The sequence below is a fragment of the Yersinia kristensenii genome (genome assembly GCF_900460525.1).
In the GTDB taxonomy this organism is placed as follows: domain Bacteria; phylum Pseudomonadota; class Gammaproteobacteria; order Enterobacterales; family Enterobacteriaceae; genus Yersinia; species Yersinia kristensenii.
On record NZ_UHIY01000001.1, the window covers coordinates 1,751,461 to 1,769,224 of the forward strand.

Genomic DNA, 17,764 nt, shown 5'->3' on the forward strand with positions numbered 1-17,764 from the left:
GAAGCGCTTGGGCGAACTCAGTCAACTTGAGTAGATCGGATTATTCTCAATTAAATTGAGAGTTTCCTCGCTAAATCGCGTTATTTATAGATATATACCAGCTAATTATCTAGCGATAACTGTGGTATATATCAGCGACTCGCTTAAAATACTCGGTTAAATAATCAATACAAACTTGGACTTTGAGTGGCATTTTATCTTTCTCGGTATATAGCGCATATACCGGCCGAGGATCTGAATGGTACTTTTTAAACAGCACTTCGACTTCACCACGTTTAATTTCTTCTATTACCCACATAAGTGGGGCATAGGCAATCCCCGCCCCCGCCTTGAGCCAGCGGATCATGGTCTGTGAGTCATTGGTGACAAAGCGCCCTTGCGGGGATATTTGTGTGGTAATTCCTTCTGGCGCAATTAATTCAAAATTGCTGTCTGGTCGAACGCTGTATTCCAGCCAGGAAAAATGGGTCATATCACTGGGTTTTTCCGGTGTGCCGTGCTGCGATAAATAGCTTTTAGCTGCACAGACCACCATCGGCATGGAGCCGAGGCGGCGCGAAAATAGCCCAGAATCTTGTAGTGCTCCTACGCGGATCACCACATCTAAACCATCGGTAATCAAGTCCGGTGCTGGAATTCCGGTGACCAGATTGACCGACAAACCGGGGTACTCTGTCAGCATTTCAGCCGTCATGGTTGCTAGCACATTTTGTGCCATCGTGGATGAACAGCCGATGCGCAGTGTACCGGTTGGCGTGTTGTTAAAGGCATACAGTTGTTCATGGACTTCCTGCACTTCCTGCAACATGCGCCGGCAGCCCTGATAATAAATCCGCCCCGCTTCTGTCAGGCCAATACGGCGTGTGCTGCGGTTAAGCAACTTAACATTTAGCTCTGTTTCCAGTTTTGACACGGTCTGGCTGATTGACGACACGCTCATTTCTAACTGCCGTGCTGCACCGGTAAAGGAACCGCACTCGACAACCTTGGCGAATACTGACATCCGTTTTAATCTTTCCACAGTCCCTCCGGATGGATTGTTTTTACAGTGAGTGTTTCACAGTGATTGTTAACTCTGGCTTAAAAGTGATTTAGATCACACATTGTAGATAAGTTGATAATAAGCAGGCTAATATACTGCTCTCGGGAGAACCGCCTCAAGGTTGAAAACCACGTAGCCGGAGTATGACCTCGCCTTATTCAAACAACAGTTATACCCGTCATACTTCAAGCTGCATGAGCGTTGGCTGTCATCACTCACCCCAGTCACTTACTGATGTAAGCTCTCGGGAATTAATGAGCCTCATCCTTGAGGCTCACCCTGCGGGCTAGCATAAATGCTGTTCAAATCGGTTCCCGACCGATTTGTGGCTCAGTTGCCGCCTTCCTGCAACTCGAATTATTTAGGGTATATACTCGTTATTTAAGTTTAACCTATATGGTGGGCTTATGGTTCTTGCTTTTAGCTGGGGTTGTAATGATTGGATGAGTTTCATTACCGGCCTGATTATTCACTCAGGTGGAGGCACCGGTACCCAATAACAGAAAGGATTTAAAGAATGAGTTTGCTTCCGGTGATGGTGATTTTCGGTCTGTCTTTCCCACCGATATTTCTTGAACTGCTTCTTTCACTGGCACTTTTTTTTGTGGTGCGTAGATTACTACAACCCACTGGTATTTATGAGTTTGTTTGGCATCCGGCACTCTTTAATACCGCGTTGTATTGCTGCCTTTTTTACTTAATTTCTCGTCTTTCTTCCTGAGGTCGCCGTGAGTACTTTTGTATTAAAAATAATCCGCATCGGCATCACCTTATTGGTGGTTTTACTGGCTGTTATCGCTGTTTTTAAAGTCTGGGCTTTTTATACCGAATCGCCGTGGACGCGTGATGCGAAATTTACCGCAGATGTGGTCGCGATTGCGCCAGATGTCAGTGGGTTAATCACTGATGTGCCGGTCAAAGACAACCAACTGGTGCAGAAAGGCCAAATCCTGTTTGTCATTGATCAGCCGCGCTATCAGCAAGCGTTGGCTGAAGCCGAGGCCGATGTTGCTTATTACCAAACACTGGCTGCTGAGAAACAGCGGGAATCCGGCAGACGCCAACGTTTGGGGGTTCAAGCACTATCACAAGAAGAAATTGATCAATCCAGCAATGTGCTGCAAACCGTCCGCCATCAATTGGCAAAAGCTATTGCGGTGCGCGATTTAGCTCAACTTGATCTGGCGCGAACCACCGTGCGTGCACCCGCTGAAGGCTGGGTCACCAACCTGAATGTCCATGCCGGAGAATTTATTAATCGCGGGGCTACCGCCGTGGCATTAGTGAAGAAAGACACTTTCTATATCTTGGCTTATCTGGAAGAGACCAAGTTGGAAGGGGTTAAACCGGGGTATCGGGCAGAAATCACGCCGCTCGGCAGCAACCGCATCCTGCACGGCACCGTCGACAGCATCTCAGCGGGGGTGACCAACAGTAGCAGCAGCGCAGACAGCAAAGGGCTGGCCACCATTGATAATAATCTCGAATGGGTACGGTTGGCGCAGCGCGTGCCGGTGAAGATCCGCCTGGATAGTGAAGATCAGCAGCATCCCTATCCGGCAGGGACTACTGCGACTGTGGTCATCACCGGAGCGAATGATCGCGACCCTAATCAAGCATCGCCAATAGTGAAATTGATGCATCGCCTACGCGAGTTTGGCTAAGATGAGTAACCCGGCCTTTATCCGCCTACGCTTTGCTTTCAAGCTCAGTTTTGCCATTGTAGCGGCGCTGTTTCTCGGTTTTCATCTGCAATTGGAAACACCGCGCTGGTCAGTATTAACGGCGGCAATTGTAGCCGCTGGCCCGGCTTTTGCGGCCGGTGGCGAACCTTTTTCCGGTGCAATCCGCCATCGTGGCTGGCTGCGCATCATCGGGACATTCATCGGCTGTATTGGTGGTTTGATTATTATTGTTCTGACCATCAGAGCGCCGGTGTTGACCTTAATGCTTTGCTGTTTATGGGCTGGGGTGTGTACCTGGATTTCATCATTGGTTCGCGTCGAGAACTCCTATGCCTTTGGTCTAGCAGGTTATACTGCACTTATCATCATTGTGACGACCGGTGAAACCCCTTTATTGACGCCACAATTTGCCGTTGAGCGCTGTAGCGAGATTGTGTTGGGGATCGTCTGCGCCGTGATGGCGGATCTACTGTTTTCCCCGCGATCCATTAAGCAAGATATCGATCGGCTAGTCGATAAAGTCTTAGTCGATCAATATCAGCTTTTGCAACTGTGTATTCGCCCGGCAGAAAAAACGGATATTGACCGCGCCTGGAGTGATTTAGTTAAAAATACCACTGCGCTCAATGGGATGCGCAGCTATCTGATGATGGAGTCTTCCCGTTGGCAGCGCTGTAATCGCCGTTTACAGGTATTACATACCGAATCATTAACCTTGATAACTCAGGCGTGTGAAACCTATCTGGTGCTGGCTAATCACCCCGATATCTTAAGCGCTGAACTGAAAGCAATGTTGAGCGAACCGGCGCAAACACCGACTGAAATTCATCAACAAATGAAAAAACTGCGCCAATTTATGGGGGCCAGCCACAGTGAAGCAATTCCACATACCATCAGTAGTTGGGTCGGTGCGGCAACCCGCTATTTATTATTGTCAAAAGGGATTCATACCAACAGCAGCATAAGCCGGGTAGAAGAAGAGATTCTGGCTGGCGTGGTGCCGGTGAAACATGTCTCAGCCGAGGGGCACCACGCAATGATTAATGGCTTGCGAACCGGCGTGGCGACGGCGATTGGTGGGTTATTCTGGCTATGGACGGGCTGGACATCGGGGGCGGGCTGTATGGTGATGATTGCGGTGGTCACTTCGCTGGCGATGCGAACCCCTAACCCGCGCATGGTAGCGCTCGATTTTCTGCTGGGGGTGATTATGGCGCTGCCTATCGGGGCACTTTACTTTATGTTTATCATCCCCGCGACTCAGCAAAGTATGTTGCTGTTGTGCATCAGTTTAGGGTTACTGGCATTTATTATTGGTATTGAAGTGCAAAAGCGGCGCTTGGGCTCATTGGGGACGTTAGCCAGTACTATCAACATTATGGTGTTGAGTAATCCAATGCAATTTAATGTCAGTTTGTTTCTCGACAGTGCATTAGGCCAAATTGTCGGGTGTTTTGTTTCCCTGATTGTGTTGTTGCTAATCCGCGATAATGCCAAGGACAGAACTGGCCGAACCTTATTAAATCGCTTTGTTTACAGTGCGGTATCTGCCCTAACCACCAATAAAGCGCGCCGCAATGAAAACCATTTACCGGCGCTATATCAGCAGTTGAATCAACTTTTGATGATGTTTCCCGGTGATATCGACAAGTATCGGCTGGCTTTGACCCTGATAATTGCTCATCAGCGGCTCAATAAAACCGAAGTCCCGGTTAATGCCGAATTGAGTGCTTTTCATAAGCAAATCCGCTATACCGCGGATCGCGTTATTAATGCCAAAAACTCGCAGAAACGGCGCTATTATTTTGCCCGGCTATTACAAGAATTAGACCAATATCAGCAAAAATTAGTGGATTATCAATCGCCTGATTCTGTCACCCGCCCAGTAAAACGGCTGGCTGATATGCTGCACAAGTATCAGAGTGCGCTTATCTAACCATACCCTTCGTCCTTGAAACCACCGGGTTGTTAGCGGCGTTCACTTACCCGAATCACTGACATGGGTCAGCTCATCGGGGTGCGCTCGCTGGCTGCCTACCGGTAATTCCAATGACTTTGGGTATATACTTAATGGAACTATCCTTCCTCGCCCTCCACTGATGAGGGCATTATTTCCCTCAGGAGGTCGACAAGATGTCAGCACAAAATCCATCGAGCAACTCATCAAGCAATCCATTACAAGCGCAACGACACAGCGACGGTGTTTATCATATCGGCTATTTTGTCGGCGGTTCTTGGCATCAAGCGCAGGATACTTTCGACGTCCGTAACCCTGCTACCGGCGAGTTAGTCGCAAAAGTCGCTAAATCGGGTAAACAGGAAACAGAAGCCGCGATTAAAGCCGCCAGCGAAGCTTTCCCTGCCTGGCGCAAAACCCCCGCTAAACAGCGTGCAGAAATTTTACAACGTTGGTATCTGCTGATATTGGAGCACCAGCAATCATTGGCCGAGATAATGGTTTCTGAGCAAGGTAAACCATTGAAAGAAGCCCTGGGCGAGGTTGCTTATGCCGCCAGCTTTATTCAATGGTTTAGTGAGCAGGCTAAACGTGCCAATGGCGAAATCATCCCGCCCGCCAAAGAAGGTGCCCGCATTCTGGCGACCCGTGAGCCGGTCGGTGTAGTTGCTGCTATCACGCCGTGGAACTTCCCACTGGCGATGCTCACTCGCAAACTGGGGCCAGCACTGGCGGCCGGTTGTACTGGGCTGATTAAACCGGCCAATAATACGCCGTTATCCGCTTTTGCTTTGCTGGCGCTGGCCGAGCAGGCGGGGGTGCCAGCCGGTGTGTTGAATGGTGTCGCCGGTGATACCCATGCTATCAGTGATGCCATCATGGCCAGCCCTGAAGTGCGCAAAATCTCCTTTACTGGCTCGACCGAAGTCGGCAAAACGCTGATGCGCAATGCCGCTGCTACCATGAAGAAAATCTCCATGGAACTGGGTGGGAATGCGCCGTATATCGTATTTGATGATGCCGATTTGGATGCTGCCATCGCGGGTGCCATGGCCTGTAAATTCCGCAATGCCGGGCAAGTCTGTGTTTGCGTTAACCGCTTCTATATTCAGGATGGCGTCTATGACGAGTTTGTTAATCGGCTGGCTGCTGAAGTTAAGAAACTGAAAGTGGGCAACGGCATGGATAAAAACGTCAATATGGGGCCGCTAATTAATCTCGCAGGGTTGGAAAAGGTGGAAGATCACGTCAAAGACGCGCTTGAAAAAGGCGGGCGATTATTGGCTGGGGGTCACCGCCATGAACTGGGCGGTAATTTCTTCCAGCCGACGGTGATTGCGGATGCTACAGAGCAGATGAAAGTGGCCTCTGAAGAGACTTTTGGCCCGCTGGCAGCGTGTTTCCGTTTTAAAACGGAAGAGGAAGTCATTCAGCGGGCGAATAACACGCCATTCGGGTTGGCGGCTTATTTCTATACTCAGAACTTGCAACGGGTATTCCGGGTTTCAGACGCGCTGGAAAGCGGTATGATTGGTGTGAACGAAAGCTCGGTTTCAACCGAGTTAGCGCCTTTCGGTGGTGTTAAAGAGTCTGGCCTGGGGCGTGAAGGTTCAGTACTGGGGTTGGATGAGTTTATGGAAGTCAAAACCCTGCATCTGGGTAATTTATAAATTGGATTGGTGAATAAAAGTGGTCGTGGTTTATCGCGATGAGCAGCAAAACTGTTATTGGGAGCCTAAAGGGTAAGGAGCGCCATGAATAAACGATTTATAGCCATTCTCGGGGCGTTATTGCTGCTGGCCGTGGCAGCATGGCAAAGTATTGACGGCGTCACTGTGCGTGCTATCGGCCAGGCACCGGATCTTGAGCGCCCGCGGTTATCGGCCCCGGCATCTATTGAGCAATTAACTCAGCACCAGCAGGTGGTCAAATACTTGCAAGCCCATCACCGCCTGCCGGATTTTTATATTACCAAGCAACAGGCACGTGAAAAAGGCTGGAATCCCAAAGACGGCAATTTGTGTAAGGTATTGCCGGGTAAGGCTATTGGTGGCGATCGTTTTTCTAACCGTGAACGCCAACTGCCCGATGCCAAAGGCCGCAACTGGCGTGAGGCCGATGTAAATTATCGTTGCGGGCATCGTGGTACAGATCGGTTACTTTACTCTAATGACGGCCTGATTTATCTGACTCAGGATCACTACAAGCATTTCATTCGGATGGAGTGAAAAGATGGTAAAAGTGGTATTCGATTTTGACCATATACCTGATCTTCCTGCTTTTTATCGCGCATTTTCCGAAAAATTTGCGTTGAGCGAAAGTTTTGGTGCCAATCTGGATGCGCTGTGGGATGTGGTAACCGGCGAGATAGCTTTACCGGTAGAGATTGAATTTATTCATTTCAATCACCGCCGGAAACGCCGTTTTGGGGCAATCGTTTTATTGTTCGAAGAGGCGGAAGAGGAGCTGGCGGGGAGCCTGCGTTTCAATATAACTTGAACTGGCCCCTTTGAGTCGGAAGCCGGGTTAGACCCGGCCCCGCCCGATGATTACTGTTTCTCAGCCAATTCACGCAGATACTGGAAAATCTGGCGGAATGATTTTGGCGGCTTGTTGGTGGCTTTCTCTTTCTGAGCATTACGCACCAAGCTACGCAGCTGTTGGCGATCAGCATCTGGATACAATTCCAACACGGTCGGGATGACATCATCACCCTCTTCAACCAAACGGTCGCGCAGTAATTCCAGCTTATGGAACAGCGAGACTTGCTGGTTATGGCGATTTTTCAGTTTATCCAATGCAGTTTGAATCGGTTCTACATCACGGGCGCGCAGCATTTTACCAATTAACTGGATCTGACGGCGACGGCCTTCTTTCTTGATTTTCTGTGCCAATTCAACGGCAGCCAGCAGATCTTCATCCAACGAGATCTTCTCTAGCGCATTTTTACCCAACTCAACCAGTTCGGTGCCGAGATCTTTCAGCGCTTCCGCGTCACGTTTAATTTCACTTTTACTGACCCAGATAATTTCTTCATCATCGTCATTTTTATCTTCTGGGACTTCATCTAGCCAGTCTTCGGGCTGTTTGTTCATGGTCAAATTCCTTAAAAAGAGGCTAATTGTAGCAGGCTGTTGGCTTTCTGCGAAATTGTACCAAGATCTCTGATAAACTCAGAATTAAGGCATTCTCTATTTTATCCGTGTAAGTCGTCGTATTACGACACTTTCCTGAACGATTATCTCATTAATTATGGCAGACTGATGAAAGTAGTCACTCAAGTTGCAGAACAGCGTAAAACGCTGGAACAAGCAGTTGCACAGGCTTTAGAGCTAGCCCGTGCGGGTTCTGATGCGGCCGAAGTTGCCGTAAGCAAAACCACCGGAATCAGTGTCAGCACCCGCTTTGGTGAAGTGGAAAACGTGGAATTCAACAGCGATGGCGCGCTGGGGATCACGGTTTATCACCAACAGCGTAAGGGTAGTGCCTCCACCACTGACTTAAATCCAGATGCGGTTGCCCGTACGGTGCAGGCTGCACTGGATATCGCCCGCTATACCTCACCGGATCCTTATGCTGGCCCGGCGGAAAAATCGCTACTGGCTTTTGAAGCACCGGATCTGGATTTGTTCCATCCGAGCGATTTAGATGCAGAGCAAGGTATCTTGTTGGCCGCCCGAGCAGAGCAAGCGGCATTACAGGCTGACAAGCGGATTACCAATACCGAGGGGGGAAGTTTTAATAGCCATTATGGCATCAGGGTGTTCGGTAATAACCACGGGATGTTACAGAGCTACTGCTCAAGCCGTCATTCACTCTCCAGCAGTGTGATTGCTGAGCACAATGGTGATATGGAGCGGGATTACGCCTATACCATTGGCCGGCGAATGGAAGATTTAGCTAACCCGGAATGGATCGGCGAAGAGTGCGCCCGCCGAACTTTATCCCGTTTGTCACCTCGTAAACTGCCGACTATGCAGTCGCCGGTGCTGTTTGCCGCAGAAGTTGCCACCGGTCTGTTTGGTCACTTGGTTTCGGCCATCAGCGGCGGCAATATTTATCGTAAATCCACTTTCTTACTCGACCACCTTGGCAAGCAGATTTTGCCGGAGTGGCTAACCATTGAAGAACACCCACATTTACTGCGTGGCTTGGCTTCGACTCCCTTTGACAGTGAAGGCGTGCGCACGTTACAACGCGAAATCGTCAAGGACGGGGTGCTGCAAACCTATCTGTTGACCAGCTATTCGGCCCGGAAGTTGGGGCTGCAAAGTACCGGCCATGCGGGGGGCATTCATAACTGGCGTATTGCTGGGCAGGGGCAGGATTTTGCCGGGATGCTCAAGCAACTGGACAAAGGTTTGGTGGTGACGGAGCTGATGGGGCAAGGGGTTAGCACCGTGACCGGTGATTATTCCCGTGGTGCAGCCGGTTTCTGGGTTGAAAACGGCGAGATTCAATATCCGGTCAGTGAGATAACTATCGCCGGTAATCTGAAAGACATGCTGCGCAATATCGTGAGTGTCGGCAGCGATATTGAAACCCGCAGTAACATTCAGTGCGGCTCTATTTTATTACCAGCCATGAAGATTGCGGGCGAGTAATAGATTATTGCTGTAAATCTAAAGCTGGCCTCTGTTGCCAGCTTTTTTTTGGTCTGAATCCCACCCCATCCCATTTCTTAACTGATTACAAAAAATCATTGTCAGATTGCTCCTGCATTGCCTATGTTATGTATGAGCAATGTAATAGTAATGTGCCGTGATTTAACAATAATTATAAGGAATGTGAGCATGAATAAGAAAATAATGAGCTTGATGGCCGCGGCATTGCTGTGTGCCAGCAGCATGGCGATGGCGGCCAGCGTGGCAGATAACATGGATACCATTGCCGAGAATTACGGCAAAGTGCTGAAGGCCGACTCTACCGATGTGATTAAACAAGGTTTACAGGCGATGCGGGTAGCCGCGCAAGATGCACAGAAAGGGATTCCGACCAAGTTGAAAGACAAAGCTGAAGATAGTCCCGAAGTGAAAGATTTCCGCCACGGTTTAGATTTATTGATCGGGCAGATTGATGGTGCGCTGGCATTGGCCGATCAAGGTAAGTTAGATGAGGCTAAAAAAGCGGCACAAGACTTTAAACCGACGCGCGATACTTACCACAAAAAGTACCGCTGATCAGGGAAAGAGGGTAATGGCCTTAGGTCGTTACCCTCATGACACCAATTAGCGGTGATATTCACCGGCGGCTTCTGGCTGGTAAAGCAATTCCAGCACGATAATGCGGGCTTCATCCCCACCCGGTAATTTCCAACTAATTTCGTTATTCACATGCAACCCCAGCAATGCCGCACCTAATGGTGCCATGACGGAGAGCTGCTCGTTGCTGTCTTTCAGCGACGCCGGATAAACCAATGTGCGGATATGTTCTTCCTGGCTGTTCAGATCGCGAAAACGTACGCGACTGTTCATGGTCACGACATCTGCCGGGATAGCATTAGGTGGCAGGATTTCTGCCCGATCCAGTTCTTCATTGAGCGCTGTTGCGACCACTGAACCGGCAAAGGCCGGTTGCGCCAGTAACGCATCCAAACGTTCAGCATCCAGCTCGTTAATCGTGATGGTTGGCTTGGTCATACCACTCTCCAATTCAATTTCAACAAAACATAAAAACAACACCCCCACGCCATAGGAGAGGGGGTGTTCGAAAATAGCTTAATATTACTCTGATATTAGGCGCTTCCGGCGAGAAAAGAAAGAGATCCGGATCACGAACTTTTTTCCACCGTCTATTTCTATTTCTCGATTACATAGCAAGTTATTTTGTTGTTAATGATTAAGTTAGGGATGTAACGGCGTATTTTGCGAAAGTGATCCCGTCGGTCCATTACATTTCCACTTTGAACTGGAAAAAATGCCGCTACACACCCATTCCGCTTGCAGGTAGGGTGATGTTATAGCGCAGAGGCAAGGGATGACGAATAAATAACTGAACTTATCTTTGCAGTCAGAAAGTTGTAGCAGTAAGGAATAGAGGATTGCCAGCGTGAATGATGTAGCCGCATTGAATGCAGCCGAAGACCCTGGAATGAAAGAGGCCATTATCATCACTGAGCGGGTATTAGGTGAAATTACCGCGATGTTAAATGCCGAAAATATTTTTACCAATGCTGTTCAACAGCAAATGTTGACATCACATATTCGGGCTATGGTATTGCGCTCAATAACGGGCGAGCCACTACCTGAAGTCGATAAATCATTATTTGATGAGATTTCAGCACATTCGATGAAAATGGCTCAGAAAGTGGTCGATGAATTTCCTAATTTACCCATTGAAGAAGCTTATTTGTTGTCAGTGCATTTTGAAGTAGCGAAAGATAATAATTCATAAAAACCTGTTCTGGAGAAAATACTATGAGTCAAATTACTGTTGTGATTGGCGACCGTTTAGGAAAAGGCCAGAAAGTCGGGCAAGGCGTTGAATTAGCTGGTGGCCGCGTGGTGGTTATTCCCGGAGTGGCTGCAGATATGAAATTGGGTGATGTGATGAATAGCGAAAAAGCAGATTTCGGTATTTCATTCTGTGGTAGTGGCGGTGCAGGTGCTATTACGGCACAAAATAAATATGGCTACAAAGCAAAATACGGCATGCGTTCAGTGGAAGAAGGTGTGACGGCAATAAATGAAGGCTGCAAGGTTTTAGGCTTCGGATTTATGGATAAAGAAGAATTAGGGCAAAAGTTAGTGGAAGCCTATATCAAGAAATATGGTCAGCCGTAATGAAAGAGCAATATACCACTCAGGTGCAAGTCAAAGGTAAAGGCGATACTAAAGGTAAAGCTTTCGCTAATGCACTCGGTAATGTCCAGAATACCGTGTTGAAGTCGACACAAAATATTTTGCTGCGGATTGAACCACAAGACGTAAAAGTCTTAAAAGCAGAATTATCAGTAAAAAATGAAAAGTTTTTATTCTTTTTCCTGCCGCGAGAAAGAAAGACCTACAGCGTTGAATTAGATATTACCGTGAGTGTGACAATCATTAATACAGATAAGGTTGTCTTCATATCTAAATAAGATGAAAAGGATATACTGATGTTTCTAATCATTCTTTTTAAGTCGATTATTATCGGCGGACTGGTCGGTGTGGGGGTCGGTGTGGGTGCCGCCCGTATGTTCCACGCACCGACCATACAGGGAATGGGGGCGTTTCGTACCTTGGGCGAGTTGAACTCGTGTGAGGGCGATCCGGCTTCGCATTTTTCCTTTGGGTTAGGATTCTTCTTCAACGCCTGGGCTTCTTCAGTAGCAGCAGGGGCTTTTACTCAAGACGTCGACCACCGCATTATTCCTAACTGGGGTGCCGCAGCATTGATGATTAAAAATCGTAATGTGGCGGAAACCATGCATAACCCGAAAAAAATGGCGATTGCCTGCGGAATTATCGGGGTTATCGTCGTCAGCTTTTTAAATACCACCGCATCGGCAGTTCCTGCGGCATTACAGGTCACGGCAATTAAAGTGCTGGTACCCGCGGCAAATATTCTGGTTAACACCGTGATGCCAGTTATTTTCTGGTTAGCGGCAATTGATGCTGGGCGTCGCTCTGGATTCTGGGCCACTATTTTCGGCGGTTTGGCGCAGTTAATTATGGGCAACGCAGTACCGGGCTTGGTTTTGGGTATTTTAATTGGTAAAGGTGTTGAGGAAAGCGGCTGGAATAAAGTCACCAAAATCATGATGACAGTCATTGTGCTGTTATTCGTGCTCAGTGGTTTCTTCCGTGGATTCGATCTGAAATTCCTGGAGTCATTTAGTTTGAGTGCACCAGTATGGCTCGACACCATTCATAACGCATTAAGCGGAAAATAACACAGCGAGAGGAGCTTGATGATGGATGAACAAACCAAGAATAATTTCTGGTATGCCGACTGGTCATTTCCGATCTTTGTAGGATTATTATCCTCCGGCGTATTTGCAGGTACCCATATGTATTATTTATATGGGATCGGTGCATTTAATGAAGTGGCCTTTGTTTCAATGTTACGAGCAGGAATGGACACCGGCGTTTATGGTGCAGTGGCTGCGTTTGGTGCCAGCTTCTTATTCGCCCGAATTATCGAAGGTTCACTGGTCGGTATTTTAGATATCGGTGGTGCCATTCAAACAGGTGTGGGTTTGGGTGTGCCAGCATTATTGCTGGGGGCTGGGTTCGTCTTCCCGGTTGCTAATTTCGCTGCTTCTTTGGTGACTGGCCTGGTTATTGGTTTGGCTATCGGCTATCTGATTATTTTGGCGCGTAAATTTACGATTAACCAAAGTAATTCAACTTACGGTGCTGATGTCATGATGGGCGCAGGTAATTCATCTGGCCGCTTCTTGGGGCCCTTGATTATTTTGTCTGCCATTACCGCCTCAATTCCAATTGGTATTGGTTCTTTAGGCGGCGCATTACTGTTTTATCTGTGGAACAAACCTATTACCGGTGGCGCAATTTTGGGGGCCATGATTTTAGGTTCTATTTTCCCAGTCGCAATCTCTTAATCCACGGGGTAAATATTCCAGTAACCGGATATTTACCCCGCCGCGACATCAAGTTAAGAAGGCTATAACGGAGAATAAAGATAATGTATGACTTTATTATCACCCGCGCAGTATTGGTTGATGGCCGTCAGGTTGATATCGCAATAAATAACGGCAAAATAGTGGCAGTTGATACAGCTATTTCTGCGGTACAAAATAATCAAACGGGGCTTTTAGCGAAACAGGCTAAAAAAGTGTTGGATCTGGCTGGAAAATATTACCTCAGTGCTGGCTGGATTGATTCCCATGTTCACTGTTACCCCGCGTCACCTATTTATCATGATGAAGCCGATTTAGTCGGTGTTGCCAGTGGCGTCACCACTGTGGTGGATGCAGGCAGCACCGGTGCCAATGATGTGGATGATTTTTACCGCTTAACCCGCGCGGCCAAAACCCATGTTTATGCTTTCCTGAATATTGCGAAAACCGGCATTGTCACGCAAAACGAATTAGCCGATATGGCGCAGATTGATAAGCACAGTGTCAGCCAGGCGATCGCCCGCAATCCTGGTTTTATTATTGGCATTAAAGCGCGTATGAGTAGCAGCGTAGTCGGTAAAAATGGCATCAAACCTTTGGTGCGCGCTAAAGAAATTCAGCAAGAAAACAATCAGTTGCCACTAATGGTGCATATTGGCAATAACCCCCCGGATCTGGATGAAATTGCCGATTTACTGACACAAGGCGACATTATCACCCATTGCTACAATGGCAAACCAAACCGAATTTTGACGCCAGCGGGTGCCTTGCGTGAGTCTATTCAGCGGGCGCTGAAGCGCGGCGTATTATTAGATGTGGGCCACGGCAGTGCCAGCTTCAGTTTTGATGTGGCAGAGCTTGCCATCAAACAAGGGATTTACCCGCACACCATCAGTTCCGACATTTATTGCCGCAACCGCCTGAACGGGCCAGTCCATAGCCTGGCGACCGTGATGTCCAAATTTTTCACTATCGGCCTGAGCCTTGATCAAGTCATTCGCTGTGTGACAGAAAATGCCGCACACGCCCTGCGCCTCACCCATAAAGGGGTGCTGGATATGGGCTATGACGCTGATTTCACTATTTTTGAGCTGAAACAACAGCCGCAGGTATTCAGTGATTCAGAGGGTAAATCGGTCACCGGAGAGAAGTATCTGGTGCCACTGGCTGCGGTTGTCGCCGGTGACTTAGTATTAACTGATGAAGGGAAGTTAAAAGATGTCTTCAGTCTATGAAAAATACCAGTTAAAGCATGTCATTAATGCTTCTGGCCGCATGACGATGCTGGGCGTCTCAACGCCACGGCAGGATGTGGTTGAGGCCGTGGAATTGGGTCTGAATCATTACTTTGTGATGAAAGATCTGGTCAATCAAACTGGCGCTTATATTGCCAACTTACTGAATGTAGAAAGTGCAGTGGTGGTGTCTTGCGCCTCTGCCGGGATTGCCCAGTCGGTCGCCGCCGTGATTGTCAAAGACAATGCCAATTTATTGGTTAACTTGCACGCCGCGCCGCTCACTGTGCCCCACGAGATTGTTTTGCCCAAGGGCCATAATGTTAATTTTGGCGCGCCGGTCGATACTATGGTGACCTTGGGTGGCGGTAAAGTGGTGGAGGCGGGCTATGCCAATGAATGCTTGCCAGAACAGCTGGAAGCGGCGATCACGCCGAATACGGCGGCGATCTTGTATATAAAATCCCACCATTGTGTGCAAAAAAGCATTCTGTCCGTTGAGCAGGCGGTGGTGATTGCGCGTAAGCATCAATTGCCATTAATTGTTGATGCCGCCGCAGAAGAAGATTTGCAGTGTTACTACCAAATGGGCGCTGATTTGGTGATTTACAGCGGTGCCAAAGCCATTGAAGGGCCGACCAGCGGCTTAGTATTGGGCAAAAAAACCTATGTGGATTGGGTGAAATTGCAATCAAACGGCATTGGTCGGGCGATGAAAGTGGGTAAAGAGGGCATCCTTGGTTTGACCCGCGCTATTGAAAGTTACATGACGCTGGAGAAAGAAACAGGCCAGCAGATGATTGACAAAATGACACTATTTATCAGTCAGTTAAATACTATTGATGGTGTATCAGCCAAAGTGGTTTGGGATGCAGCAGGGCGTGATATTGCCCGCACTGAAATCAGTTTTGATGAAGCCAAAATTGGCCGTTCAACACCAGATTTGGTCGAGGCACTCAAAAATGGCGATATCGCCATTTACTTCCGCGCTTACAAAGCCAACGAAGGCAAGATTGAGGTGGATGTGCGTAGTGTGACGCCATCGCAGCTCGAGACGATTTACACCTGCATTAACCGCTTGGTTAAGGGAGCCTAACTGATGAAACTGACCCCAAATTATTACCGTGACCGCGTGTGTTTGAATGTGCTGGCCGGTTCTAAAGACAATGCGCGCGATATTTATCAGGCCGCTGAAGGCCATGTGCTGGTGGGCGTGTTATCGAAGAATTACCCGGATGTCGACAGCGCCGTCAAAGATATGCGCGAGTACGCGGCACTTATCGACAATGCCTTGTCGGTTGGGTTGGGAGCCGGTGACCCTAAGCAGTCGGCGATGGTCAGCCAGATTTCACACCAAGTACAGCCGCAGCATGTGAATCAGGTCTTTACCGGTGTCGGCCCGAGCCGCGCCTTGCTGGGCCAGCAGGATACTGTGGTTAACGGCCTGATTTCACCGACTGGCAAAGTGGGCTATGTGAAGATTTCCACCGGCCCACTCAGTTCTCAGCAAAAGGACGCGATTGTTCCGGTCACCACTGCCATTGCCATGCTGAAAGATATGGGCGGCAGTTCAGTGAAATTCTTCCCGATGAATGGGTTGGATTCTATCGAAGAATACCGTTTTGTCGCCGAGGCTTGTGCTGCAACGGGTTTCTGGCTGGAGCCAACCGGCGGTATTGATCTGGAGAATTTCGAGCAAATTCTGCAAATCGCGCTGGATGCTGGCGTGACGAAAATTATCCCGCATATTTATAGCTCGATTATCGACAGCAAAACCGGCAATACCCGTCCGGAAGATGTGAAAACCTTATTGAATATCGTCAAAAAAATCGTGCAGTAACCTTCTGATTTATTGGTATCAAGTTTGATAGAACATCAGTATCTACGGGGTGGCCAGCCGGTTGCCCTGACTGTGAAGTTGGATAAATCCATACCATTCGATAATCGTTCCCTATGAGTAAGGACCCATATGCATAACAGCTCAACAGATTCTGGTTTAACCGGCCTGACGGGGTTAAAAAGCCTGTCAGCGGGCATGGCTTTGGCGACGGTCGCACTATTTAATCCTCTGGCCCATGCTGAACCGACTGCTAATAAATCATTCGCTTACGTCGGAACCTATAACCCAAATGGGGAAGGGGTGTACCGGTTACAGGTTGATCCTAAAACCGGTGAATTAAGTGAAAAAACCCTGGTCAGCTCACTGGCGAATCCGGCACAGCTAGTGGTGGATACTCAGGGGAAAACGTTATATGTCGCCAGTGAAGTGGCGGATTTCAATGGGGGCAAGCACGGCGCGATTGCGGCATACAGTATCAATCCTGCTGATGGCAGTTTGACATTGATTAATCAGGTTGATGCTCAGGGCGGCGGGCCGGTGTATCTCTCATTAACGCCGTCGGGCCGCCATTTATTGGTCGCTAACTATATCAGCGGCTCGGTGGCGGTTTTCCCGGTGCAAAATGGCGGTAAACTCGCGGAGGCCAGTTCAGTCGAGCAAGATGAAGGCCCGGCGGGCGCGGCTAAACCTGTGGCGGCGGCAGAAGGCAGTTTCGCCATCAGTGACCACAATGGCCCACATGCGCACATGATTGCCAGCTCACCGAGCGGCAAATTTGTCTTCTCGACAGATCTGGGGCTGGACCGGATTTATCAATACCAATTTGATGCGGATAATGGCAAGTTGATACCGAACTCTCCGCCGTTTATCAGCGCTTCATCCGCCGGTGCCGGCCCACGTCATTTTGTCTTTCATCCTAACGGTAAGACGCTATTCTTAATCAATGAAGAAGCCTCGACTCTGACCAGTTATCAGTTGGATACAGAAAAAGGCACTTTAAAACAGTTACATACGCATTCTTCGTTACCGCCGGATTATCGTGGCACCAGTTTTGCGGCCGGTCTGACGCTCTCGAAAGACGGTAAGTTCTTATATGTCGCCAACCGGCTGCATAACAGTATCGGCCAGTTTGCCGTGACGGAGGCTGGTGAATTTAAGCCAGTGGACGAGGTATGGACGCGGGGTGATTATCCGCGCACGTTGGTGCTCGACCCCACCGGCCACTATTTGTATGCCATGAATCAACGCAGCGATAACATAACCCGCTTTAAAGTCTCACCACAAAGTGGCAAATTGACCTTTGTACCCGGCTATACCGCCGTCGGCAGCCCATCGCAAATGGTGTTTTTGCCGCCAGCACAGAAAAAATAATGTGAAATACCGCGCCCCCTGCGGCCATGCTGGCAGGGGGGGCTTAATATTCAGAATAATAATGCCCTAAA

At 48.6% G+C, this 17,764-nt stretch carries 20 protein-coding genes; 17 read left to right on the plus strand and 3 right to left on the minus strand.

The window, feature by feature from the left end:
- Positions 1-109 precede the first annotated feature (109 nt).
- Entirely contained in the window at positions 110-1,021 is a 912-nt protein-coding gene (aaeR, locus tag DX162_RS08050; RefSeq protein WP_032820763.1) for an HTH-type transcriptional activator AaeR, read from the minus strand.
- Between the two features lie 538 nt (positions 1,022-1,559).
- Between aaeR and aaeX the strand changes: the two genes are divergently transcribed.
- The 6 genes from aaeX (at position 1,560) to DX162_RS08080 (ending at position 7,183) form a co-directional block, all read left to right on the plus strand.
- On the plus strand, positions 1,560-1,763 hold the full coding sequence (gene aaeX / locus DX162_RS08055) for a p-hydroxybenzoic acid efflux pump operon protein AaeX (protein ID WP_005163197.1): 204 nt from the start codon (positions 1,560-1,562) through the stop codon (positions 1,761-1,763).
- 7 nt (positions 1,764-1,770) lie between these two features.
- On the plus strand, positions 1,771-2,706 hold the full coding sequence (gene aaeA / locus DX162_RS08060) for a p-hydroxybenzoic acid efflux pump subunit AaeA (protein WP_004392370.1): 936 nt from the start codon (positions 1,771-1,773) through the stop codon (positions 2,704-2,706).
- Between the two features lies 1 nt (position 2,707).
- Positions 2,708-4,663 (plus strand): p-hydroxybenzoic acid efflux pump subunit AaeB, encoded by a 1,956-nt coding sequence (aaeB, locus tag DX162_RS08065; RefSeq protein WP_004392369.1) that lies wholly within the window; start codon positions 2,708-2,710, stop codon positions 4,661-4,663.
- Between the two features lie 197 nt (positions 4,664-4,860).
- Positions 4,861-6,354, plus strand: coding sequence for an NAD-dependent succinate-semialdehyde dehydrogenase (locus DX162_RS08070; protein WP_004392368.1), 1,494 nt, complete (start codon positions 4,861-4,863; stop codon positions 6,352-6,354).
- An 84-nt stretch (positions 6,355-6,438) separates the two neighbouring features.
- The gene (locus DX162_RS08075; RefSeq protein ID WP_004392367.1) at positions 6,439-6,912 is read left to right on the plus strand and encodes a ribonuclease; all 474 of its coding nucleotides are present in this window, start codon (positions 6,439-6,441) and stop codon (positions 6,910-6,912) included.
- A gap of 4 nt (positions 6,913-6,916) precedes the next feature.
- On the plus strand, positions 6,917-7,183 hold the full coding sequence (locus DX162_RS08080) for a barstar family protein (RefSeq protein ID WP_004392366.1): 267 nt from the start codon (positions 6,917-6,919) through the stop codon (positions 7,181-7,183).
- A 50-nt stretch (positions 7,184-7,233) separates the two neighbouring features.
- Here the strand turns inward: DX162_RS08080 and yjgA are convergent, their stop codons facing one another.
- Positions 7,234-7,779 (minus strand): ribosome biogenesis factor YjgA, encoded by a 546-nt coding sequence (yjgA, locus tag DX162_RS08085; protein WP_004392365.1) that lies wholly within the window; start codon positions 7,777-7,779, stop codon positions 7,234-7,236.
- A gap of 168 nt (positions 7,780-7,947) precedes the next feature.
- Here yjgA and pmbA point away from each other — a divergent pair, with 168 nt between their 5' ends.
- A complete protein-coding gene (gene pmbA, locus DX162_RS08090) occupies positions 7,948-9,288 on the plus strand; it encodes a metalloprotease PmbA (protein WP_098081067.1) in 1,341 nt (446 codons plus the stop codon).
- Positions 9,289-9,477: 189 nt separating this feature from the next.
- Positions 9,478-9,864, plus strand: a complete 387-nt coding sequence (cybC, locus tag DX162_RS08095; RefSeq protein WP_004392362.1) for a cytochrome b562 — start codon at positions 9,478-9,480, stop codon at positions 9,862-9,864.
- Positions 9,865-9,912: 48 nt separating this feature from the next.
- On the opposite strand, the gene rnk is transcribed toward cybC, so the two are convergent.
- Complete coding sequence (gene rnk, locus DX162_RS08100) at positions 9,913-10,323, minus strand: nucleoside diphosphate kinase regulator (RefSeq protein ID WP_032820775.1); 411 nt, start codon at positions 10,321-10,323, stop codon at positions 9,913-9,915.
- A gap of 409 nt (positions 10,324-10,732) precedes the next feature.
- Here rnk and DX162_RS08105 point away from each other — a divergent pair, with 409 nt between their 5' ends.
- The 9 genes from DX162_RS08105 (at position 10,733) to DX162_RS08145 (ending at position 17,693) form a co-directional block, all read left to right on the plus strand.
- Positions 10,733-11,077 (plus strand): glycine dehydrogenase, encoded by a 345-nt coding sequence (locus tag DX162_RS08105; RefSeq protein WP_004392360.1) that lies wholly within the window; start codon positions 10,733-10,735, stop codon positions 11,075-11,077.
- Between the two features lie 23 nt (positions 11,078-11,100).
- Positions 11,101-11,466, plus strand: a complete 366-nt coding sequence (locus DX162_RS08110; protein WP_004392359.1) for a glycine-rich SFCGS family protein — start codon at positions 11,101-11,103, stop codon at positions 11,464-11,466.
- Positions 11,466-11,762, plus strand: coding sequence for a DUF4312 family protein (locus tag DX162_RS08115; RefSeq protein ID WP_005174302.1), 297 nt, complete (start codon positions 11,466-11,468; stop codon positions 11,760-11,762). Before DX162_RS08110 ends, DX162_RS08115 begins: the two co-directional genes overlap by 1 nt.
- Before the next feature lie 18 nt (positions 11,763-11,780).
- Positions 11,781-12,557, plus strand: coding sequence for a DUF4311 domain-containing protein (locus DX162_RS08120; RefSeq protein ID WP_004392358.1), 777 nt, complete (start codon positions 11,781-11,783; stop codon positions 12,555-12,557).
- Between the two features lie 21 nt (positions 12,558-12,578).
- Entirely contained in the window at positions 12,579-13,229 is a 651-nt protein-coding gene (locus tag DX162_RS08125) for a DUF4310 family protein (protein ID WP_032815601.1), read from the plus strand.
- An 83-nt stretch (positions 13,230-13,312) separates the two neighbouring features.
- Entirely contained in the window at positions 13,313-14,482 is a 1,170-nt protein-coding gene (locus tag DX162_RS08130) for an amidohydrolase/deacetylase family metallohydrolase (RefSeq protein WP_004392355.1), read from the plus strand.
- Complete coding sequence (locus DX162_RS08135) at positions 14,466-15,578, plus strand: DgaE family pyridoxal phosphate-dependent ammonia lyase (protein ID WP_032820760.1); 1,113 nt, start codon at positions 14,466-14,468, stop codon at positions 15,576-15,578. Before DX162_RS08130 ends, DX162_RS08135 begins: the two co-directional genes overlap by 17 nt.
- Positions 15,579-15,581: 3 nt before the next feature.
- Positions 15,582-16,322 (plus strand): 2-dehydro-3-deoxy-phosphogluconate aldolase, encoded by a 741-nt coding sequence (gene dagF / locus DX162_RS08140; RefSeq protein WP_004392353.1) that lies wholly within the window; start codon positions 15,582-15,584, stop codon positions 16,320-16,322.
- 129 nt (positions 16,323-16,451) lie between these two features.
- A complete protein-coding gene (locus DX162_RS08145) occupies positions 16,452-17,693 on the plus strand; it encodes a lactonase family protein (RefSeq protein WP_004392352.1) in 1,242 nt (413 codons plus the stop codon).
- Positions 17,694-17,764: the final 71 nt, after the last annotated feature.

Excerpts from the sequence above, each read along its gene's own strand:
- DX162_RS08080 (WP_004392366.1), top strand. The coding sequence starts at position 6,917 with ATGGTAAAAGTGGTATTCGATTTTGACCATATACCTGATCTTCCTGCT.
- DX162_RS08120 (WP_004392358.1), top strand. The coding sequence starts at position 11,781 with ATGTTTCTAATCATTCTTTTTAAGTCGATTATTATCGGCGGACTGGTC.
- aaeB (WP_004392369.1), top strand. The coding sequence starts at position 2,708 with ATGAGTAACCCGGCCTTTATCCGCCTACGCTTTGCTTTCAAGCTCAGT.
- DX162_RS08110 (WP_004392359.1), top strand. The coding sequence starts at position 11,101 with ATGAGTCAAATTACTGTTGTGATTGGCGACCGTTTAGGAAAAGGCCAG.
- DX162_RS08115 (WP_005174302.1), top strand. The coding sequence starts at position 11,466 with ATGAAAGAGCAATATACCACTCAGGTGCAAGTCAAAGGTAAAGGCGAT.
- DX162_RS08135 (WP_032820760.1), top strand. The coding sequence starts at position 14,466 with ATGTCTTCAGTCTATGAAAAATACCAGTTAAAGCATGTCATTAATGCT.
- DX162_RS08070 (WP_004392368.1), top strand. The coding sequence starts at position 4,861 with ATGTCAGCACAAAATCCATCGAGCAACTCATCAAGCAATCCATTACAA.
- DX162_RS08130 (WP_004392355.1), top strand. The coding sequence starts at position 13,313 with ATGTATGACTTTATTATCACCCGCGCAGTATTGGTTGATGGCCGTCAG.
- dagF (WP_004392353.1), top strand. The coding sequence starts at position 15,582 with ATGAAACTGACCCCAAATTATTACCGTGACCGCGTGTGTTTGAATGTG.
- DX162_RS08145 (WP_004392352.1), top strand. The coding sequence starts at position 16,452 with ATGCATAACAGCTCAACAGATTCTGGTTTAACCGGCCTGACGGGGTTA.
- aaeX (WP_005163197.1), top strand. The coding sequence starts at position 1,560 with ATGAGTTTGCTTCCGGTGATGGTGATTTTCGGTCTGTCTTTCCCACCG.
- cybC (WP_004392362.1), top strand. The coding sequence starts at position 9,478 with ATGAATAAGAAAATAATGAGCTTGATGGCCGCGGCATTGCTGTGTGCC.
- DX162_RS08075 (WP_004392367.1), top strand. The coding sequence starts at position 6,439 with ATGAATAAACGATTTATAGCCATTCTCGGGGCGTTATTGCTGCTGGCC.
- DX162_RS08125 (WP_032815601.1), top strand. The coding sequence starts at position 12,579 with ATGGATGAACAAACCAAGAATAATTTCTGGTATGCCGACTGGTCATTT.
- pmbA (WP_098081067.1), top strand. The coding sequence starts at position 7,948 with ATGAAAGTAGTCACTCAAGTTGCAGAACAGCGTAAAACGCTGGAACAA.
- rnk (WP_032820775.1), bottom strand. The coding sequence starts at position 10,323 with ATGACCAAGCCAACCATCACGATTAACGAGCTGGATGCTGAACGTTTG.
- yjgA (WP_004392365.1), bottom strand. The coding sequence starts at position 7,779 with ATGAACAAACAGCCCGAAGACTGGCTAGATGAAGTCCCAGAAGATAAA.